The organism is Streptomyces sp. NPDC043427, assembly GCF_056436655.1.
Window position 1 is genome coordinate 248,592 of the sequence record NZ_JBWKCC010000008.1, and the last position, 18,893, is coordinate 267,484.

At 70.3% G+C, this 18,893-nt stretch carries 14 protein-coding genes; 10 read left to right on the forward strand and 4 right to left on the reverse strand.

Going from position 1 to position 18,893, the window contains the following annotated elements; translation table 11 throughout:
* Window positions 1-183: 183 nt before the first annotated feature.
* Entirely contained in the window at window positions 184-4,149 is a 3,966-nt protein-coding gene (eccCa, locus tag AC067M_RS16895) for a type VII secretion protein EccCa (RefSeq protein WP_478697755.1), read from the reverse strand.
* Window positions 4,150-4,682: 533 nt separating this feature from the next.
* Between eccCa and eccD the strand changes: the two genes are divergently transcribed.
* Together eccD and AC067M_RS16905 are read left to right on the forward strand one after the other, a co-directional pair.
* On the forward strand, window positions 4,683-6,188 hold the full coding sequence (eccD, locus tag AC067M_RS16900) for a type VII secretion integral membrane protein EccD (RefSeq protein ID WP_478697777.1): 1,506 nt from the start codon (window positions 4,683-4,685) through the stop codon (window positions 6,186-6,188).
* 55 nt (window positions 6,189-6,243) lie between these two features.
* Window positions 6,244-7,794, forward strand: a complete 1,551-nt coding sequence (locus AC067M_RS16905; RefSeq protein WP_478697756.1) for an outer membrane protein assembly factor BamB family protein — start codon at window positions 6,244-6,246, stop codon at window positions 7,792-7,794.
* 69 nt (window positions 7,795-7,863) lie between these two features.
* On the opposite strand, the gene AC067M_RS16910 is transcribed toward AC067M_RS16905, so the two are convergent.
* Entirely contained in the window at window positions 7,864-8,157 is a 294-nt protein-coding gene (locus AC067M_RS16910) for a DUF397 domain-containing protein (RefSeq protein WP_478697757.1), read from the reverse strand.
* 264 nt (window positions 8,158-8,421) lie between these two features.
* Between AC067M_RS16910 and rpsO the strand changes: the two genes are divergently transcribed.
* From rpsO to AC067M_RS16935, 5 genes are all read left to right on the forward strand, one after another.
* Window positions 8,422-8,709, forward strand: coding sequence for a 30S ribosomal protein S15 (gene rpsO / locus AC067M_RS16915; RefSeq protein ID WP_020138875.1), 288 nt, complete (start codon window positions 8,422-8,424; stop codon window positions 8,707-8,709).
* A gap of 342 nt (window positions 8,710-9,051) precedes the next feature.
* Complete coding sequence (locus AC067M_RS16920) at window positions 9,052-11,295, forward strand: polyribonucleotide nucleotidyltransferase (RefSeq protein WP_478697758.1); 2,244 nt, start codon at window positions 9,052-9,054, stop codon at window positions 11,293-11,295.
* Window positions 11,292-12,671: a M16 family metallopeptidase gene (locus AC067M_RS16925; protein ID WP_478697759.1), complete on the forward strand. Its 1,380-nt coding sequence runs from the start codon at window positions 11,292-11,294 to the stop codon at window positions 12,669-12,671. The genes AC067M_RS16920 and AC067M_RS16925 overlap by 4 nt, the downstream gene beginning before the upstream one ends.
* 26 nt (window positions 12,672-12,697) lie before the next feature.
* On the forward strand, window positions 12,698-13,450 hold the full coding sequence (gene dapB / locus AC067M_RS16930; RefSeq protein WP_478697760.1) for a 4-hydroxy-tetrahydrodipicolinate reductase: 753 nt from the start codon (window positions 12,698-12,700) through the stop codon (window positions 13,448-13,450).
* A 13-nt stretch (window positions 13,451-13,463) separates the two neighbouring features.
* Window positions 13,464-13,907 (forward strand): DUF485 domain-containing protein, encoded by a 444-nt coding sequence (locus tag AC067M_RS16935; protein WP_478697761.1) that lies wholly within the window; start codon window positions 13,464-13,466, stop codon window positions 13,905-13,907.
* A 118-nt stretch (window positions 13,908-14,025) separates the two neighbouring features.
* On the opposite strand, the gene AC067M_RS16940 is transcribed toward AC067M_RS16935, so the two are convergent.
* Window positions 14,026-14,577 carry a hypothetical protein gene (locus AC067M_RS16940; protein ID WP_478697762.1) on the reverse strand — a complete coding sequence of 184 codons (552 nt, stop codon included), beginning with the start codon at window positions 14,575-14,577 and terminating at the stop codon, window positions 14,026-14,028.
* Window positions 14,578-14,678: 101 nt separating this feature from the next.
* Window positions 14,679-14,918 (reverse strand): hypothetical protein, encoded by a 240-nt coding sequence (locus AC067M_RS16945; RefSeq protein ID WP_478697763.1) that lies wholly within the window; start codon window positions 14,916-14,918, stop codon window positions 14,679-14,681.
* Window positions 14,919-15,096: 178 nt separating this feature from the next.
* Here AC067M_RS16945 and thyX point away from each other — a divergent pair, with 178 nt between their 5' ends.
* The 3 genes from thyX to AC067M_RS16960 all read left to right on the forward strand — a co-directional run bounded on the left by thyX (window position 15,097) and on the right by AC067M_RS16960 (window position 18,761).
* Window positions 15,097-15,837, forward strand: coding sequence for an FAD-dependent thymidylate synthase (thyX, locus tag AC067M_RS16950; protein WP_478697764.1), 741 nt, complete (start codon window positions 15,097-15,099; stop codon window positions 15,835-15,837).
* A gap of 210 nt (window positions 15,838-16,047) precedes the next feature.
* Complete coding sequence (gene dapA, locus AC067M_RS16955; protein ID WP_478697765.1) at window positions 16,048-16,947, forward strand: 4-hydroxy-tetrahydrodipicolinate synthase; 900 nt, start codon at window positions 16,048-16,050, stop codon at window positions 16,945-16,947.
* Between the two features lie 128 nt (window positions 16,948-17,075).
* Complete coding sequence (locus AC067M_RS16960) at window positions 17,076-18,761, forward strand: ribonuclease J (protein ID WP_478697766.1); 1,686 nt, start codon at window positions 17,076-17,078, stop codon at window positions 18,759-18,761.
* The last annotated feature ends 132 nt before the right edge of the window (window positions 18,762-18,893 follow it).

Consider the following 18,893-nt stretch of genomic DNA (forward strand, 5'->3'; position numbering starts at 1 on the left):
CCCGTGAGGCCCGCCCTCCCCGGGCGGGCCTGATTCCTCTGGCTACCAACTGGCCAGATCCGTGAGCCGAGTTCAAGCTCGTTCACGGATCTGGCCAAATCTTCCACAAGTCACAGCCGTACCACTGGACAATGCGGAGCGTAACCCTCGGGGTTCGCGACGGGAAACGGCCTCAACCAGCGCCTAGTACGTCCCCTCCACCAACCCCACCTGCACCAACGGCTTCCCCCGCCGCCGAGACACGAAGACCCCCCGCCCCGCAGGCATCGGCCGCGGCCGGACCCCGCCCAGGAGATCCCCCTCGCCCGGATCGCCCGCCAGGACGACGCCCTGGGCGCCCAGTTCCTTCATGCGCTGCATGAAGGGTTCGTACGAGGCACGCCCCGCACCCGCCGTCGAGCGGGCGATGATGAAGCGGACGCCGACGTCACGGGCGAAGGGGAGGAGCTCGGTGAGCTCGGACAGCGGGTTGCCGCTGGAGGTGGAGACGAGGTCGTAGTCGTCGATGACGACGTAGACCGTCGGGCCGTGCCACCAGCTGCGGTCCCGCAGCTGCTGAGCAGTGACGTCCGCCGTCGGCGTGCGGCGCTGCATCAGGTTGGCGAGAGCCGACATGTGGTGCTCCATGGCGTTGGACATCGGGATGTACTCGGCCAGGTGGGAGGACGGCGTCACGTCAAGGAGCGAGCGCCGGTTGTCGACCACGAACAGCTTGCACTCGTCGCCCGAGTAGCGCTCCGTCAGCTGCTTGACCAGCAGGCGCAGCAGGTTCGACTTGCCCGACTCGCTCTCGCCGAAGACGAGGAAGAACGGGTCCTGCTCGAAGTCGACGAAGACCGGCTCGAGGTTGTCCTCGTCGAGGGCGAAGGCCACTCCGCGGCGCGGGAAGCGGTCGCCCGGCGGGAGGTGGTCCGCAGGGAACTCGCGGGGGAGCAGCCGGACCTCGGGGGCCGGCGGCGCCTGCCAGTGGCGCGTGACCTCCGTCGCCAGTGCCTGCGTCGCGTCCGAGAGGTCCGTGTCGGAGGTGAGGCCGTCGATCCGTGGCACCGCCGCCATGAAGTGCAGCTTCTGCGGGGACTGACCGCGGCCGGGCACGCCCGTGGGGACGTTCGCGGCGACCTTGCGGTCCATCTCCGAGTCCATCGGGTCGCCGAGCCGCAGCTCCAGACGGTTCATCAGGTGGTCCTTGAGGTTCGCGCGGACCTCCATCGACCGCGACGCCGTCAGGACGACGTGGATGCCGTAGCCCAGACCGCGCGCCGCCATGTCGACGACGATCGGCTCCAGCGCCTCGTAGTCCGTACGGAAGTTGCCCCAGCCGTCGATCACGAGGAAGACGTCGCCCCACGGCTGGTCCGTGACCGAGATGTCGCCGCGCGCCCGGCGGGTGCGGAAGTCCGCGATCGACGGGATGCCGGCCGAGCGGAAGTACTCCTCGCGGCGGGTCAGCACGCCGTACACCTCGGCCACCGTGCGCCGCACCCGCTCCGGGTCCAGGCGCGAGGCCACCCCGCCCACGTGGGGGAGGCCGGCCACCGACGCCATGCCGCCGCCGCCGAAGTCGAGGCCGTAGAACTGCACCTCGTGCGGCGTGTGCGTGAGTGCGAAGGAGCAGATCAGCGAGCGCAGGAGCGTCGACTTGCCGGACTGCGGGCCACCGATGATCTGCATGTGACCCGCCGCGCCGGAGAAGTCGGCCCAGAGGGGGTCGCGGCGCTGCTCGTAGGGCTTGTCCACGAGGCCGACCGGGACGACCAGACGGCCCGCGCCCTCGTAGCCCGGCTGCGTCAGGCCCCGGCCCTCCACCGCCGTCAGGCCCGGCAGGAGGTCGTCCAGCGACGGCGGGCTGTCCAGCGGCGGCAGCCACACCTGGTGCGCCGCCGGACCCTGGGCCTCAAGGCGGCGCACGATCACGTCCAGCACGGTGTCCGCCAGCGCCTCGTCGACATCCGGAGCGCCCGCGGGACGCTGCTGCGGCACCGGCACGTACTGCACCGGCACCTCCGCCGCCGTGAACAGCACCGGCCGCCGGTCCACCGGCAGCGGACCGCCGCCCAGCGCCGCCCGCTGCGCACCCGAGCGGTACACGCCGGAGACGTACGCCGCCTTGAACCGCACCATCTCGTCCGTGCCGAACTTCAGGAACCCGGAACCGGGCACGTTCGGCAGCTCGTAGGCGTCCGGGACGCCGAGCGCGGCCCGCGACTCGGCGGCCGAGAAGGTGCGCAGACCGATGCGGTACGACAGGTAGGTCTCCAGGCCGCGCAGCCGGCCCTCCTCCAGGCGCTGCGACGCCAGCAGCAGGTGCACGCCGAGGGAGCGGCCGATGCGGCCGATCTGCACGAACATCTCGATGAAGTCCGGCTTGGCGGTCAGCAGTTCGCTGAACTCGTCGATCACCAGGACCAGCGAGGGGATCGGCTGCAGGGGAGCGCCGGCCGCGCGGGCCTTCTCGTAGTCGTGGATGTTGGCGTAGTTGCCCGCGTCGCGCAGCATCTCCTGGCGGCGGTTGAGCTCACCGCGGATGGAGTCGCCCATGCGGTCGACCAGGGTGAGGTCGTCGGCGAGGTTGGTGATGACGGCCGCCACGTGCGGCATCTGCGCCATGCCCGCGAAAGTCGCGCCGCCCTTGAAGTCCGCGAGGACCAAGTTCAGGGTCTCCGAGGAGTGAGTGACCGCGAGGCCGAGCACCAGCGTGCGCAGCAGCTCCGACTTGCCGGAACCGGTCGCGCCCACACACAAGCCGTGCGGGCCCATGCCCTCCTGCGCGGCCTCCTTGAGGTCGAGCATCACGGGCCGGCCGTCCTCGCCGACACCGATGGGCACCCGCAGCCGCTCCGCCAGCGAACGCTGCCGCCAGGTGCGCTTGGTGTCGACCGACGCCGCGTCACCGAGGTTGAGCAGGTCGGTGAACTCCAGGTTGGCCAGCAGCGGTTCGTCGTCGTCCCCGCCGGTGGCCACCCGCAGCGGCGCCAGTTGCCGGGCGAGTGCCTCGGCCGACTCGTGCGAGAGGGCGTCGGGCGTCCCCTCGTAGACGACTCCGTGCCCCGACTCCAGATGCAGGGCTTCGGGCTCTACGACGATGGAGAGCTCGCCGCCCGCCCCGGTGAGATCGCCCGCCACGACCTCCAGGACGGTCACGCCCTGCAGCCCCTCCGGGTTGGCCAGGACCGAGTCCGAGGGCAGGGAGAGGCCGTCGAGGACGACGACGATGTGCGGCTCGTCCGGCAGGGGCGTCGCGTTGGGGTGGAAGCGCGGGCGGCCGGTCAGCCGGGTGGACAGCAGGTTCTCCAGCTCGCGGATGTCGCTGTCGATCAGCCTGCGGCTGCCCGCGCCGTCCACGGCCCCGGACGCCTGTGTGTGCGGCAGCCACTTGGCCCACTCCCAGTGCGGCAGCGCCTCCCGGCCCGCCGCGACCACGAGGACCAGGTCCTCGGGGGAGTGCAGCGCGGCCAGCGAACCGGCCATGGCCCGGGCGGAGGAGCGTACGGAGTGCGGTTCACCGCTGATGGTGACGTGGTAGAAGGCCCGCAGGGAGACCGCCATCGGCAGGTCCTCCAGGGTGCTGTGCACCGCGAGGAAGCGCTGCATCGCGCCCGCCGTCAGCGGCTCCAGCTGCTCGACCGGCCCGTGCTCCGGGGCGATCAGGGCAGTGGCGAGCGCCTGGGCGCCCAGGCCGATGCGCACCTGGGCGAAGTCCTCGTCGCCCGCCCGCCGTTCCCACACCCGGCTGCCCTCGGCGACCAGCGCCCACAGCTGCTCGGGAGAGGGGTGAAGGTAGTACTGCGCGTCCCGCTGCGCCTTCGCCGTGTCGAGGGCGGTGCGCCGGGTCTGCGTCAGATAGCTCAGGTAGTCGCGGCGCATGTCCGCCAACTGCCCCTGGGAGCCGCGCCGGAAGCGGACCACCATCGCGATGGACATGGCCACCGTCGAGGCGATCATGACCATGCCCATGATCCTCATGAACGGCTGCCCGCTCGTGAAGAAGAAGACCACCGAGCCACCCATGCCGAGCGTGGGCAGCAGTTGCATCAGCACGCTCTCCTGGTGCCCGCGCGGCAGTTCGGGCGGAGGCTGCAGGACGATCTCGTCCGTGGACACCTCGGGCGGCAGCACCCGAGGCGGGCGCTTCACGACGATGTGGCTCACTGGTCACTCATTCCCTAGGGCCTGTCCGGCGGACCATGCCGCAGACGCGAGGCCTCGCACGCCCACCTGCCGCGGTGTCGTCGGTCGCCGACTCCCCCGAGCTCTCCACGAGTTCGAGCAGGGGCACTCCCAGGCACCCCATCGCGTCGACGTCCTCCTCCGCCTTGCAGCCGGCCGCACCAGCCCCCGTTCACCTGCGCTCATCGGTTGCCGCAGCATTCCTACGACCCGCTCCGCCGGACAGACCCTGGCGGGGCCCCCGGAGTTCGTCCGCCACCCCGTGTCGGGCGGACGCAGGCCGCCGCGTGATCCTACTGACTACCCGGGGGACGAGGGGGCGGTAGGGTGCCGGATGTTCGCGTGCGCACAGGGGACTCGGGCCAGTCGGATCGGGGCATATCGGTCGATCCGGTGAGGCGTGCAACCCCGGCGACGGCGCGTCACGCACCCCGCCCGCACGCGGCGGGGAGAGCGGCGCAGGACCTTCACACCGCAGACGCAGAATCATCACTGAGGGGGAGCAGCAGGTGAGCATGACGGCCTCCGCGGCAGCCACCGGGGGAGGCCCCGGTTCCCAGACACCTTCCGGGGCGGGTGCGGGGCTCGGCTTCTGCCGGGTCACGATCGTCGCCCCCGACAGCCGCATCGACGTGGCACTGCCCGACGACATCCCGGTCGCCGACATCTACCCGGAGATCCTCCGGCTCTCCCAGCAGAGCCCCGCCGAGGGCGCCCCCGTCGGCTACCACCTCGTACGCCGGGACGGCACCGTCCTCGACAGTTCCCGCTCGTTCGCCGCCCAGCGCATCCTCGACGGCGAACTGCTCACCCTGCGCCCCTTCTCCGAGTCGCTGCCCCCGGCCGTCTTCGACGACATGTCCGAAGCGGTCGCCTCCGCCGTGACCCGCGAACACACCCAGTGGAGCGGCGACCTGACGCGTGCCGCGGGCCTCGTCGGGGGAGGTGTCCTGCCGGCCCTGCTCGCCTTCGTGGCGTGGAGCGGCGACCCGCGCCACGACATGCACAGCCTGCCCGGCGTCCTCGCCGCGGTCACCGGAATCCTCCTCGTCGTCCTCGCCTGCGTACGCGCCCGGATCTACGACGACCGGGGCTCGGCCGTCGCTCTCGGGCTCGGCGCGCTGCCCAACGTGGCGGTGGCCGGCTCCGGACTCCTCCCGCTCGCCGACGGACAGGGCATCGGCAAACTGCAGTTCCTGCTCGCCTGCGCCGCCGTGCTGCTCGCCTCGGTCCTGCTCACCCTGTGCTCCCCGAGCGGTGACGGCCCCTTCGTCGCCTTCGTCTTCGCGTCCGCCGTCGGTCTGCTCGCGGTCTTCGCGGCGACCCTCGCGCACTGGACGCCCTCCGAGGTCGGCGCGCTGTGCGCCCCGGTCGCCGTGGGAGCCCTCGCCTTCCTGCCGGGCCTGTCCATGCGCTTCGCCCGCCTCCCCATCGGCTTCGACGCCCCGAACACCGCCCCGCGCAGCGCGTACGGCGCCGAACCCGTCCCGCAGGAGCCGGTCGACGCCGATCGCGTCGCGGCCCAGGCCCGCCGCGGTCACGAACTCCTGGTCGGCCTGGTCGGCGGATGCGCGGTCGTCGCGGTCGGCGCCTCAACGGTCCTGGGGTTCTCCGACGACGTCTGGGCCCAACTGCTCGCCCTCGCGACCGGCGTCGCGCTGCTGATGCGCGCCCACCTCTTCCGGTACACGGCCCAGGTCGCCCCGGTCCTGGGCGCCGGTCTGGCCTCCCTCGTGCTGCTCGGCCTCGGCCTCGCGCTCAACCCGCCGCACGCGCTGGTCCGCGAGGCGCTCACGGGCGACCGTACCGACCTCGACATCCGCACGATCTGGCTCGTCGCCGCCATCGCCGCCGCGGCCGCGATCGTCACCGCGGTCGGTCTGATCGTCTCGCGGGGCGGCCTCACGCCGTTCTGGGGGCGCTTCCTGGAGATCGCCGAGGGCTTCGTGCTGCTGACCCTGGTACCGCTGGCGCTGGCCGTCTTCGACGTGTACGCGACGGCCCGGTCGATGACGAGCTGACGGACCGCCCCGTACGCATTGGCCGTAGCCGGCGAAAAGAAAGGGAACCCCGAGCGTGAGCTTCGGCCCGCCGCCTTCCATATACACCCAGTCCACCGTGTCGGCGGACCAGCAGCGCAGGAGGAAGCGGCGCAGGACGCTGCTCGGCGCGGTGGTCGGCGTCGTGGTCGCCGCACTGGGCGCCGGCGCGCTGCTGCTGTCCGGCGCCCTGGACCAGGACCCCACGACGTCACCGAAGCCGTTGGCCGCCACCGGGCAGGGTCGCCTCGACGTCCGGGAGACGGTCGAGAAGCGGCCCGCGAGCACCACCGGCACCATGGGCTTCCGCTTCTCCACCGACGACATGAGCGCCGGTGAGCAGTACGAGATGCCCGGCATGTGGGCGACGGACAAGATCCTCGCCAAGGGCATAAACCGATCGGTCGTCGGCCTCGCCGTCGGCACCGACGCCTCACCCGGCGACGAGCGCTGGAAGCTCCAGTTCGCCGGCCCGATCTGCGGCTACACGGACCATGTGACCGGCGAGAACCGTACGGCCGTCCTGTTCAAGGGGAGCCAGGACGAGGACGCTCTCTGCGACCACGTGGCCTTCTTCGACCTCGACGACGGCCGGAAGATCTGGCAGCACCAGATCCCGGTCTCCCGCGTCGGCAGCACCAAGGGCACCCCGGAGAACGACGCCCTCCAGGACGACCCGAGTGTGACCGTGACCCGTGCCACGGTCGCCGTCACCTGGGGCGGCGGCTCCGACGCGTACGACATGGACCGCGGCCGCCGGCTCTGGCGTACGAAGGCCACCGGCAACTGCAAGGACGACGGCGCCGCCGGCGGACGGGCCCTGCTCATCCGGGTCACGTGCCGTCACGACGGCAAGCCCGCCGACTCCTGGGAGTCCCTCACCTACAAGATGCGCGAGGTCGACCCGCGCACCGGCCGGACCAAGTGGACCTACTCCGCCGCGACCGGCGTCCGCGACCTCAAAGTGCCGTCCACCGACCCGCCCGTCCTCGCCGTCGCGGCCGGCGACACCGGGTACACCGAACTGCTCTCCCTCGACGGCAAGGGCAAGAACCGCGCCACGATCCGCCTGCAGAACGGGCAGTACGTCGGCGACTGCAACTACGAGCTCGACTACCTCGTCATCGACGACTGCCCGACCATCCCGGTCGGCGGCGGCCAGGTCTTCCTCAGGAGCAAGGACTCGGACGACGCCCTGCACCCCTCCAACTGGATCGTCGGCTTCGACCTGGCCACCGGGAACACCACGAAGAAGTTCGAGTCCGGCCCCAACGAGACGCTCCGCCCGATCCGCACGAGCGGCGGACAGCTCCTCGCCCTCCGCCTGAGCAGCGACCGCATCGCACCCATGGGACTGGTCAGCCTGGACCCCGGGACGGGCAAGGAGACGCCGTACTTCTACTTCGGCCTGCCCCAGGAGGCCGAGATCTTCACGATCATCGACTCCAACGACGTCCTCGTGCAGGACGGAAGGCTCTACTTCGGCGCCAAGCAGGCGAACGGGCCCGCGAAACAGGGCCAGAAGGAGTGGACCTTGATGGTCCTGGGCATCGAGAGCGCGGCGCGCAAGACGGGCGCAACGCTGTGAGAAGCCGCGCCTGAGAACGGGGGACCGGCACCGACCGGTCCCCCTCGCCCGTACCTCAGGGGTGAGCCGTCACTCCGCCGCAAGCCCACCGTTGTGCGGCGCCGGCTCCAGGTCGAACTCCCCGTCCCGCGCGCCCAGCACGAACGCACGCCACTCCGCCTCGGTGTAGCGCAGCACCGTGTCCGGGTCGAGCGACGACCGCATGGCCACGGCACCCTCGGGAAGGTAGGCGATCTCGACCCGCTCCTCGTGCTCCTCCGTACCGGGCGCGCACAGCCAATCGACGCCGGAGATGTCGAGCGCGTACAGCTCGTCCCGCTCCCGCTCCTTGCGCGCCTTGGTCTCCGCTTCCGTCTCCGCCATGCCCCAGCGACCCCTTCCCGACGTCAGAACGATCCGAGCGCTCACCCTAGTGGCCCCGCGCGCGCCCACCCGGGACTTCAGGGGCCCGGGCAAAGGTGCCCATGAGTGCCTGGTACCCTGAGTGACGGCCGTTTGTGTACGCACCCCCGGAGCCCGCGCTCTGGAGGCCGCGCCCAGCGGATCCCCGCCTCCCGAGTAACGGAAGCTCCCCCGAGACAAAGACCGGGGGCACTCGGTGGCATTCAAAGACTACGAGGAGTACGCGTGTCGCTCGACGCCGCTACGAAGAAGCAGATCATCACCGAGTTCGGTACCAAGGAGGGCGACACCGGCTCCCCCGAGGTCCAGGTCGCGATGCTCTCGCGCCGTATCTCGGACCTGACCGAGCACCTCAAGACCCACAAGCACGACCACCACTCCCGTCGTGGTCTGCTGATCCTGGTCGGTCAGCGCCGCCGCCTGCTGCAGTACCTGGCCAAGAAGGACATCCAGCGCTTCCGTACGCTGGTCGACCGCCTCGGCATCCGCCGTGGTGCTGCGGGCGCCAAGTAAGACGCAGTGAAGGGAGCGGTTCCCGAAAGATCGGGGGCCGCTCCCTTTGCCGTGCGTGGGGATGCCGCACGTGGGGAAACGTGCGGAGTGTCACCCACGCTTTGTAGTGTGGTAGCACAACGCAATACGCACGACACGTAACAGCACCACACAGCACGACACAGAACGAGGAGAAGCGCGCCTCGCCGCCGCCGGTCCTCGGTAGTGGCCCCCGGGCGTTCGAGCCCCGGGTGCTTCGATCGAAGACCGGCCCGCACCAGACGGAGCGCTTCTCCGGCAACCGTCCCCCTGCCACACGGGCAGCCGAGGGACGAAAGACGACAAGTAACGGAGAATTTGCTAGTGGAGAACGAGACCCACTACGCCGAGGCCGTCATCGACAATGGCGCCTTCGGTACCCGCACCATCCGATTCGAGACGGGCCGCCTGGCCAAGCAGGCCGCCGGCTCCGCCGTGGCGTACCTGGACGACGACACCATGGTGCTGTCGGCCACCACCGCCTCCAAGAACCCCAAGGACCAGCTCGACTTCTTCCCCCTCACGGTGGACGTCGAGGAGCGGATGTACGCCGCCGGCAAGATCCCCGGCAGCTTCTTCCGCCGTGAGGGCCGTCCCTCCGAGGACGCCATCCTCACCTGCCGCCTCATCGACCGTCCGCTGCGCCCGTCCTTCAAGAAGGGCCTGCGCAACGAGATCCAGGTCGTCGCCACGATCATGGCGCTCAACCCCGACCACCTGTACGACGTCGTGGCGATCAACGCCGCGTCCGCGTCCACGCAGCTGGCCGGTCTGCCCTTCTCCGGCCCGATCGGCGGCGTCCGCGTCGCGCTGATCCGCGGCCAGTGGGTCGCGTTCCCCACGCACACCGAGCTCGAGGACGCCGTCTTCGACATGGTCGTCGCGGGCCGCACCCTGGAGGACGGCGACGTCGCGATCATGATGGTCGAGGCCGAGGCCACCGAGAAGACCATCCAGCTGGTCAAGGGCGGCGCCGAGGCGCCCACCGAGGAGGTCGTCGCCGCCGGTCTGGACGCCGCGAAGCCCTTCATCAAGGTGCTCTGCAAGGCCCAGGCCGACCTCGCCGCGAAGGCCGCCAAGCCGACCGGTGAGTTCCCGATCTTCCTCGACTACCAGGACGACGTCCTGGAGGCGCTCTCCGCCGCCGTCCGCCCGGAGCTCGCCTCCGCGCTGACCATCGCCGGCAAGCAGGAGCGCGAGTCCGAGCTCGACCGTGTCAAGGCGCTCGCCGCCGAGAAGCTCCTGCCGGAGTTCGAGGGCCGCGAGAAGGAGATCTCCGCCGCGTACCGCTCGCTGACCAAGCAGCTGGTCCGCGAGCGCGTGATCAAGGAGAAGAAGCGCATCGACGGCCGTGGCGTCACGGACATCCGTACGCTCGCCGCCGAGGTCGAGGCCATCCCGCGGGTGCACGGTTCCGCGGTGTTCGAGCGTGGCGAGACCCAGATCCTGGGCGTCACCACCCTCAACATGCTCCGCATGGAGCAGCAGCTGGACACCCTCTCCCCGGTGACCCGCAAGCGCTACATGCACAACTACAACTTCCCGCCGTACTCCACCGGTGAGACCGGCCGCGTCGGCTCCCCGAAGCGCCGCGAGATCGGCCACGGCGCCCTCGCCGAGCGCGCCCTCGTGCCGGTCCTGCCGACGCGCGAGGAGTTCCCGTACGCGATCCGCCAGGTCTCCGAGGCGCTGAGCTCCAACGGCTCGACGTCCATGGGCTCGGTGTGCGCCTCCACCATGTCGCTGCTGAACGCCGGTGTGCCGCTGAAGGCCCCGGTCGCCGGTATCGCCATGGGTCTGATCTCCCAGGAGATCGACGGCGAGACGCACTACGTCACCCTCACCGACATCCTCGGTGCGGAGGACGCCTTCGGCGACATGGACTTCAAGGTCGCCGGCACCAAGGAGTTCGTGACCGCCCTCCAGCTCGACACCAAGCTGGACGGCATCCCGGCCTCCGTCCTGGGCGCCGCCCTCAAGCAGGCCCGTGACGCCCGCCTCCACATCCTCGACGTGATGATGGAAGCGATCGACACGCCGGACGAGATGTCCCCCAACGCGCCGCGGATCATCACCGTGAAGATCCCGGTCGACAAGATCGGCGAGGTCATCGGCCCCAAGGGCAAGATGATCAACCAGATCCAGGAGGACACCGGCGCCGAGATCACGATCGAGGACGACGGCACCATCTACATCGGTGCCGCCGACGGCCCGGCCGCCGAGGCCGCTCGCGCCACGATCAACGGCATCGCCAACCCGACGATGCCCGAGGTCGGCGAGCGCTACCTGGGTACGGTCGTCAAGACCACCACCTTCGGCGCGTTCGTGTCGCTGCTGCCCGGCAAGGACGGTCTGCTGCACATCTCGCAGATCCGCAAGCTGGCAGGCGGCAAGCGCGTGGAGAACGTCGAGGACGTGGTCGGCGTGGGCGCCAAGGTCCAGGTCGAGATCGCCGAGATCGACTCCCGCGGCAAGCTCTCCCTGATCCCCGTGATCGAGGGCGAGGCTGAGTCCAACAGCGGCTCCGCCTCGGGCTCTGACGAGCAGAAGGACGACACCGACAAGTGACGTCGAGCAGCTCCAAGGCGACGGCCCGCACCTCTACGGAGGCGCGGGCCGTCGCCCGTACCCAAACCCTCATCAAGGGCGAGAACGGCATCGGCACGGTCCGCAAGACCACCCTCCCCGGCGGCCTGCGCATCGTCACCGAAACGCTCCCTTCGGTCCGCTCCGCCACCTTCGGCATCTGGGCACACGTCGGCTCCCGCGACGAGACCCCGGCCCTGAACGGCGCCACGCACTACCTCGAGCACCTGCTCTTCAAGGGCACCTCGCGGCGCAGCGCCCTCGACATCTCCTCCGCCATCGACGCGGTCGGCGGCGAGATGAACGCGTTCACGGCGAAGGAGTACACGTGCTACTACGCGCGCGTGCTCGACACCGACCTGCCGCTCGCCATAGACGTCGTCTGTGACATGCTCACGGGCTCCCTCATCCTCGAAGAGGACGTCAACGTCGAGCGCGGCGCGATCCTCGAAGAGATCGCCATGACCGAGGACGACCCGGGCGACTGCGTGCACGACCTGTTCGCGCAGACCATGTTCGGCGACAACCCCCTCGGCCGCCCCGTCCTCGGCACGGTCGACACGGTCAACGCCCTCACCGCCGACCGCATCCGCCGCTTCTACAAGAAGCACTACGACCCCACCCACCTCGTCGTCGCGGCCGCCGGCAACGTCGACCACAACAAGGTCGTACGCCAGGTCCGCGCGGCCTTCGAGAAGGCGGGCGCCCTCACGAACCCCGGCGCCGCCCCCATCGCCCCGCGCGAGGGCAAGCGCGCCCTGCGCACCGCCGGCCGCGTCGACCTGATCGGCCGCAAGACCGAGCAGGCGCACGTCGTCCTCGGCATGCCCGGCCTGTCCCGCACGGACGACCGCCGCTGGGCCCTCGGCGTCCTCAACACCGCCCTCGGCGGCGGCATGTCGTCGCGGCTCTTCCAGGAGGTCCGCGAGAAGCGCGGCCTGGCCTACAGCGTGTACTCGTACACCTCGGGCTTCGCCGACTGCGGACTGTTCGGCGTGTACGCGGGCTGCCGCCCGAGCCAGGTGCACGACGTGCTGAAGATCTGCCGCGACGAACTCGACCACGTCGCCGAGCACGGCCTGTCCGACGACGAGATCGGCCGCGCCATCGGCCAGCTCCAGGGTTCCACGGTCCTCGGCCTCGAGGACACGGGTGCGCTCATGAACCGCATCGGCAAGAGTGAGCTGTGCTGGGGCGAGCAGATGTCCGTCGACGACATGCTGGCCCGGATAGCCGCAGTGACCCCGGACGAGGTCCGCTCGGTCGCCCGCGCCATCCTGGGACAGCGCCCGTCGCTGTCGGTCATCGGCCCGCTCAAGGACAAGCAGGCCTCCCGGCTGCATGACGCGGTCGCCTAACTCACTCCCGTAAGGAAGCACAACAGATGAGCAAGCTGCGTGTGGCGGTCCTCGGCGCCAAGGGCCGGATCGGGTCCGAGGCGGTACGAGCGGTCGAGGCCGCCGAGGACATGGAGCTGGTCGCCGCCCTGGGCAGGGGCGACAAGCTTCAGGCGCTGGCGGAGACCGGCGCCCAGGTCGCGGTCGAACTGACCACGCCGGCCTCGGTCATGGACAACCTCGAGTTCTGCGTACGGCACGGCATCCACGCCGTCGTCGGCACGACCGGCTGGACCGACGAGCGCCTCGCGCAGCTGGGTGGCTGGCTGGCCGAGTCCCCGCAGACGGGTGTGCTCATCGCCCCGAACTTCTCCATCGGGGCCGTCCTGACCATGAAGTTCGCGCAGATCGCCGCGCCCTACTTCGAGTCCGTCGAGGTCGTCGAGCTGCACCACCCGAACAAGGTGGACGCCCCGTCAGGCACCGCCACGCGCACCGCCCAGCTCATCGCCGAGGCCCGCCGCGCGGCCGGCACCGCCCCGGCGCCGGACGCCACGGCCACGGCCCTGGACGGCGCCCGCGGCGCGGACGTCGACGGCGTCCCGGTGCACGCCGTCCGCCTGCGCGGACTGCTGGCCCACCAGGAGGTCCTGCTGGGCGGCGAGGGCGAGACCCTGACCGTCCGCCACGACTCCCTGCACCACAGCAGCTTCATGCCGGGCATCCTGCTGGGCGCCCGCCGCGTCGTGACCACTCCGGGCCTGACGTTCGGCCTGGAACACTTCCTGGACCTGAACTGAGCCCCTGACAGTCATGCGCGCGAAGCTCTCCTACGCCCTCACGGCCGCCGTCCTGGTCTTCTACTTCGTCCTGGTCGGCAGCCGCGGCGTCATGCTCATACAGGCGGGCACGCTCATCACCGTCACCTTCGGTGTGGCGGTGCTGATCCTGCCGGTCATCGGCGTGTGGTTCCTGTGGAAGAACACCCAGTTCGTCCGCAGGGCCAACGCGCTCGCCGCCGAACTCGACGCCGAGGGCGGCCTGCCCGTCGACGAACTGCAGCGCACCCCCAGCGGCCGCGTCGACCGCGACTCGGCCGACGAGGTCTTCGCCCGGCGCAAGGCCGAGACGGAGGCGGCGCCCGACGACTGGCGCACCTGGTTCCGCCTCGCCGTCGCCTACCACGACGCCCGCGACACCCCGCGCGCCCGCAAGGCGATGCAGCGGGCGATCACCCTGCACCAGACCTCGCACTGACCCTCGTGCCGAGGCGTCCTGGTGGCGTGGCGGGGCCTCCGTCCAGGGTGCGTCCTGACAACTGCCGGGGCCCGGTCCGCACACGCGGACCGGGCCCCGGCAGTCGTCAGGCAGTGACTCAACCCCGCCCGTACTCGTGGGCCCAGGCCTCCACCGTGTCCGCCGCCCGCTCGAACGCCGCCGGGCGTCCCAGGAAGTCGGCGCCGTGCGTGGACAGCAGCGGCAGCGCGTCCTGCCGGTCGCCGCGTACGAGGGTCAGCGCCTGCCCCTGCACGGTGCGCGGCAGACCCAGCCAGCGCACCGGCTGCTGGACGGTCCGCATGGCGGTGACGCGGTCCCAGGGCACCGTCCGCGTGACGAAGAAGCCCACCTGGCGCACTCCGCGTGCGCTGACCCAGACGCCCATGCGCAGCAGACGCAGGGAAGCGGCGATGCCCAGCAGCGCGATGCCGAAGACCGCACCGCCCTCGGTCGGCGTGCCGGTCAGCGCGATGATGACGGCGGCGAACAGCACGTATGACGCCAGCAGCAGCCACAGGGCCGCCACGCCCACGCGCCACGGGCCGGGCCGGTACGGGCGCCGCCAACGGTCGCGGTCGTCGAAGGGCAACGCGATGTCGTCCTCCGCCGCCTCGAATGTGCGGTCGGCCGTCAGGAAGGGCAGGGGCACGGCTGGTCCTCACTCAATCCATGCATGGGCTGTGCCCGGTGAGGCTATCCGTCCGTGTCCCCGCTCACCACTTCCGGGGGTCCGTCCGAGTCAGTGGTGGCTCAGTGCCCCTGCGACGCCTGCGACTGCTGGGTCTGCGAGGTGGAGTGGTCGGTCGTCAGTGCCGGCATCCCGACGGCCAGGGAACCCACGAGCGCGGCGACGATCGTGAGCCCCAACAGCCAACTCCCGGCCATCTGACTCACGGACGCCCGCTCACGGGGCGGGGGAGTGACATTGCTGCGGAACCTGTCGGCTTCGGCAAGGAAGGCGAACGGAACCGGTTCGCGCCGACGGAACATCGAGGGTCCTGCTCCTCTCGGGTCTCGAAAGAATCACTGTCATCAGCTCAGACGAGCGAGTGCCCCAAAAGGTGCCCGCTTTCACCAACTTCGTAGCGGCAAAGTGTCGTCCATCCCCGAATGTGCGCCCCGTAGAGTGGGCGCCGCCCAGAGAAGTGATGGAAGGACCCTCCGAGCCGTGACCGACACCCCCGCCGACGACCCGAAGCCCAGCTTCCGCAGCGACGTCTCCGTCGAGCTGGTCAAGCACAGCGCGGCCGACTCCGACGTGCTGTGGGCCGCCCGCGTCTCCACCGCCGGCGAGCAGTCCCTGGACGAGCTGAAGAAGGACCCGGAGCGATCCAAGGGCCTGATCAACTACCTGATGCGGGACCGCCACGGCAGCCCCTTCGAGCACAACTCGATGACGTTCTTCATCAGCGCCCCGATCTTCGTCTTCCGCGAGTTCATGCGCCACCGGGTGGGCTGGTCGTACAACGAGGAGAGCGGCCGCTACCGCGAGCTCCAGCCGGTCTTCTACGTCCCGGACGAGTCCCGCAAGCTCGTCCAGGAGGGCCGCCCCGGCAAGTACGTCTTCGTGGAGGGCACGCAGGCCCAGCAGGAGCTGGTCGGCCGCGTCATGGAGGACTCCTACCAGCAGGCGTACGAGGCGTACCAGGAGATGCTGGCGGCGGGCGTGGCCCGCGAGGTCGCTCGTGCGGTCCTCCCCGTCGGCCTGTTCTCCTCGATGTACGCCACCTGCAACGCACGCTCGCTGATGCACTTCCTCGGCCTGCGCACCCAGCACGAGCTCGCCAAGGTCCCGTCCTTCCCGCAGCGGGAGATCGAGATGGTGGGCGAGAAGATGGAGGCCGAGTGGGCCCGGCTCATGCCGCTCACCTACGCCGCCTTCAACGCCAACGGCCGGGTCGCGCCGTAACGCACATCGTCGCCCCGTCCGGTACAGATGTACGGATCAGCCGCTTGAAGTGTCCGTATTGCGGCATTTAGAGAAGTTCATCTAGTCTCATCAAACGGACCCGGCACTGCTTGAACCCCCGAGCAGGCAGTGCCGGGTTCCATCTTTGTCCGGACTTTTCGCACCCCCCGAGGGAAGACCCCGCGTTGAGCAACGAGTAGCGTGTAACCCATGGCTCCGACCTCCACTCCGCAGACCCCCTTCGGGCGGGTCCTCACCGCCATGGTCACGCCCTTCACGGCGGACGGCGCACTCGACCTCGACGGCGCTCAGCGGCTCGCCACCCACCTGGTGGACGCAGGCAACGACGGCCTGATCATCAACGGCACCACCGGCGAGTCCCCCACCACCAGCAACGCGGAGAAAACGGACCTCGTACGAGCCGTCCTGGAGGCAGTCGGCGACCGTGCCCACGTCGTGGCCGGAGTCGGCACCAACGACACCCACCACAGCATCGAGCTGGCGCGCGCGGCCGAGCAGGTGGGCGCACACGGCCTCCTGATCGTCACCCCGTACTACAACAAGCCCCCACAGGAGGGCCTGTACCGGCACTTCACGGCCGTCGCCGACGCCGCCGAGCTGCCGGTCATGCTCTACGACATCCCCGGCCGCAGCGGCGTCCCGATCAACACCGAGACGCTCGTCCGCCTCGCCGAGCACCCGCGGATCGTCGCCAACAAGGACGCCAAGGGCGACCTCGGCCGCGCCAGCTGGGCCATCGCCCAGTCCGGCCTCGCCTGGTACTCCGGCGACGACATGCTGAACCTGCCGCTGCTCTCCGTGGGCGCGGTCGGCTTCGTCTCGGTCGTCGGCCACGTCGTCACACCGGACCTGCGCGCCCTCGTCGACGCGTTCGTCTCGGGCGACGTACAGAAGGCCACCGAGATCCACCAGAAGCTGCTCCCCGTCTACACCGGCATGTTCCGCACCCAGGGCGTCATGACGACGAAGGCCGCGCTCGCCCTCCAGGGCCTGCCCGCCGGTCCGCTGCGCGCGCCCATGGTGGGACTCACGGCCGAGGAGACCGAGCAGCTCAAGATCGATCTTGCCGCCGGCGGGGTACAGCTCTGACATCGGACTTCACAACTGAATAGGCGGGCCACCGGTGCCCGCACCCCACAACGACAACTGCTTATGCACGAACGTCATGCGCGCCACGTGCCCTACCGGTACGTGGCGCGTGTGGTGAGGAGAGTCTTTTGAGTCATCCGCATCCTGAACTCGGCCCGCCCCCGCCGCTCCCCGAAGGAGGCTTGAGGGTCACCCCTCTCGGCGGCCTCGGCGAGATCGGCCGAAACATGACGGTCTTCGAATACGGCGGTCGTCTGCTGATCGTCGACTGCGGGGTGCTCTTTCCTGAGGAGGAGCAACCCGGAATCGACCTGATCCTGCCGGACTTCTCGTCCGTCAGGGACCGCCTCGACGACATCGAGGGCATCGTCCTCACGCACGGCCACGAGGACCACATCGGCGGCGTCCCGTTCCTCCTGCGTGAGAAGCCGGACATCCCGCTGATCGGCTCCAAGCTGACCCTCGCGCTCATCGAGGCGAAGCTCCAGGAGCACCGCATCCGCCCGTACACCCTCGAAGTCGCCGAGGGGAACCGCGAGCGCATCGGCCCCTTCGACTGTGAGTTCGTCGCGGTCAACCACTCCATCCCGGACGCTCTGGCCGTCGCCATCCGCACCCCTGCGGGCATGGCGGTCCACACCGGCGACTTCAAGATGGACCAGCTCCCGCTGGACAACCGCCTCACGGACCTCCACGCGTTCGCACGGCTGAGCGAGGAGGGCATCGACCTGCTGCTCTCCGACTCGACGAACGCCGAGGTGCCGGGGTTCGTCCCGCCCGAGCGGGACATCTCCAACGTCCTGCGTCAGGTCTTCGCGAGCGCCCGCAAGCGGATCATCGTGGCGAGCTTCGCCAGCCACGTCCACCGCATCCAGCAGATTCTGGACGCGGCGCACGAGTACGGCCGCAGGGTCGCCTTCGTCGGCCGCTCGATGGTCCGCAACATGGGCATCGCGCGCGACCTCGGCTATCTGCGGGTGCCGCCCGGTCTGGTCGTGGACGTCAAGACGCTCGACGACCTCCCGGACCACGAGGTGGTCCTGGTCTGCACGGGCTCCCAGGGCGAACCGATGGCCGCGCTGTCCCGCATGGCCAACCGGGACCACCAGATCCGCATCGTCGAGGGCGACACGGTGATCCTGGCGTCGTCGCTGATCCCCGGCAACGAGAACGCGGTCTACCGCGTGATCAACGGGCTGACCCGCTGGGGCGCCAACGTCGTCCACAAGGGCAACGCCAAGGTCCACGTCTCGGGCCACGCGTCCGCGGGCGAGCTCCTGTACTTCTACAACATCTGCCGCCCGAAGAACCTGATGCCGGTCCACGGCGAATGGCGCCACCTGCGCGCCAACGCCGAGCTGGGCGCCCTCACCGGTGTCCCGCACGACCGCATCGTCATCGCCGAGGACGGCGTCGTCGTGGACCTCGTCGAGGGCAAGGCGAAGATCTCCGGCAAGGTCCAGGCGGGATACGTGTACGTCGACGGCCTCTCGGTCGGGGACGTGGGCGAGCCGGCCCTCAAGGACCGGAAGATCCTCGGCGACGAGGGCATCATCTCGGTCTTCGTGGTCGTCGACTCGTCGACGGGCAAGATCACGGGCGGTCCTCACGTCCAGGCCCGAGGCTCGGGCATCGAGGACTCCGCCTTCACCGCCGTCCTCCCGAAGATCACAGAGGTCCTGGAGCGCTCGGCCCAGGACGGCGTGGTCGAGCCCCACCAGATGCAGCAACTCGTGCGGCGGACCCTGGGCAAGTGGGTCTCGGACACCTACCGACGCCGGCCCATGATCCTGCCGGTCGTCGTGGAGGTCTGACCCCGCGGACGCCCCCTCGTCCGCGTGAACTGGGAGCGGGGGGGGGGGGGGGGGGGGGGGGGGGGGGGGGGGGGGGGGGGGGGGGGGGGGGGGGGGGGGGGGGGGGGGGGGGGGAGGGGGGGGGGGGGGGGG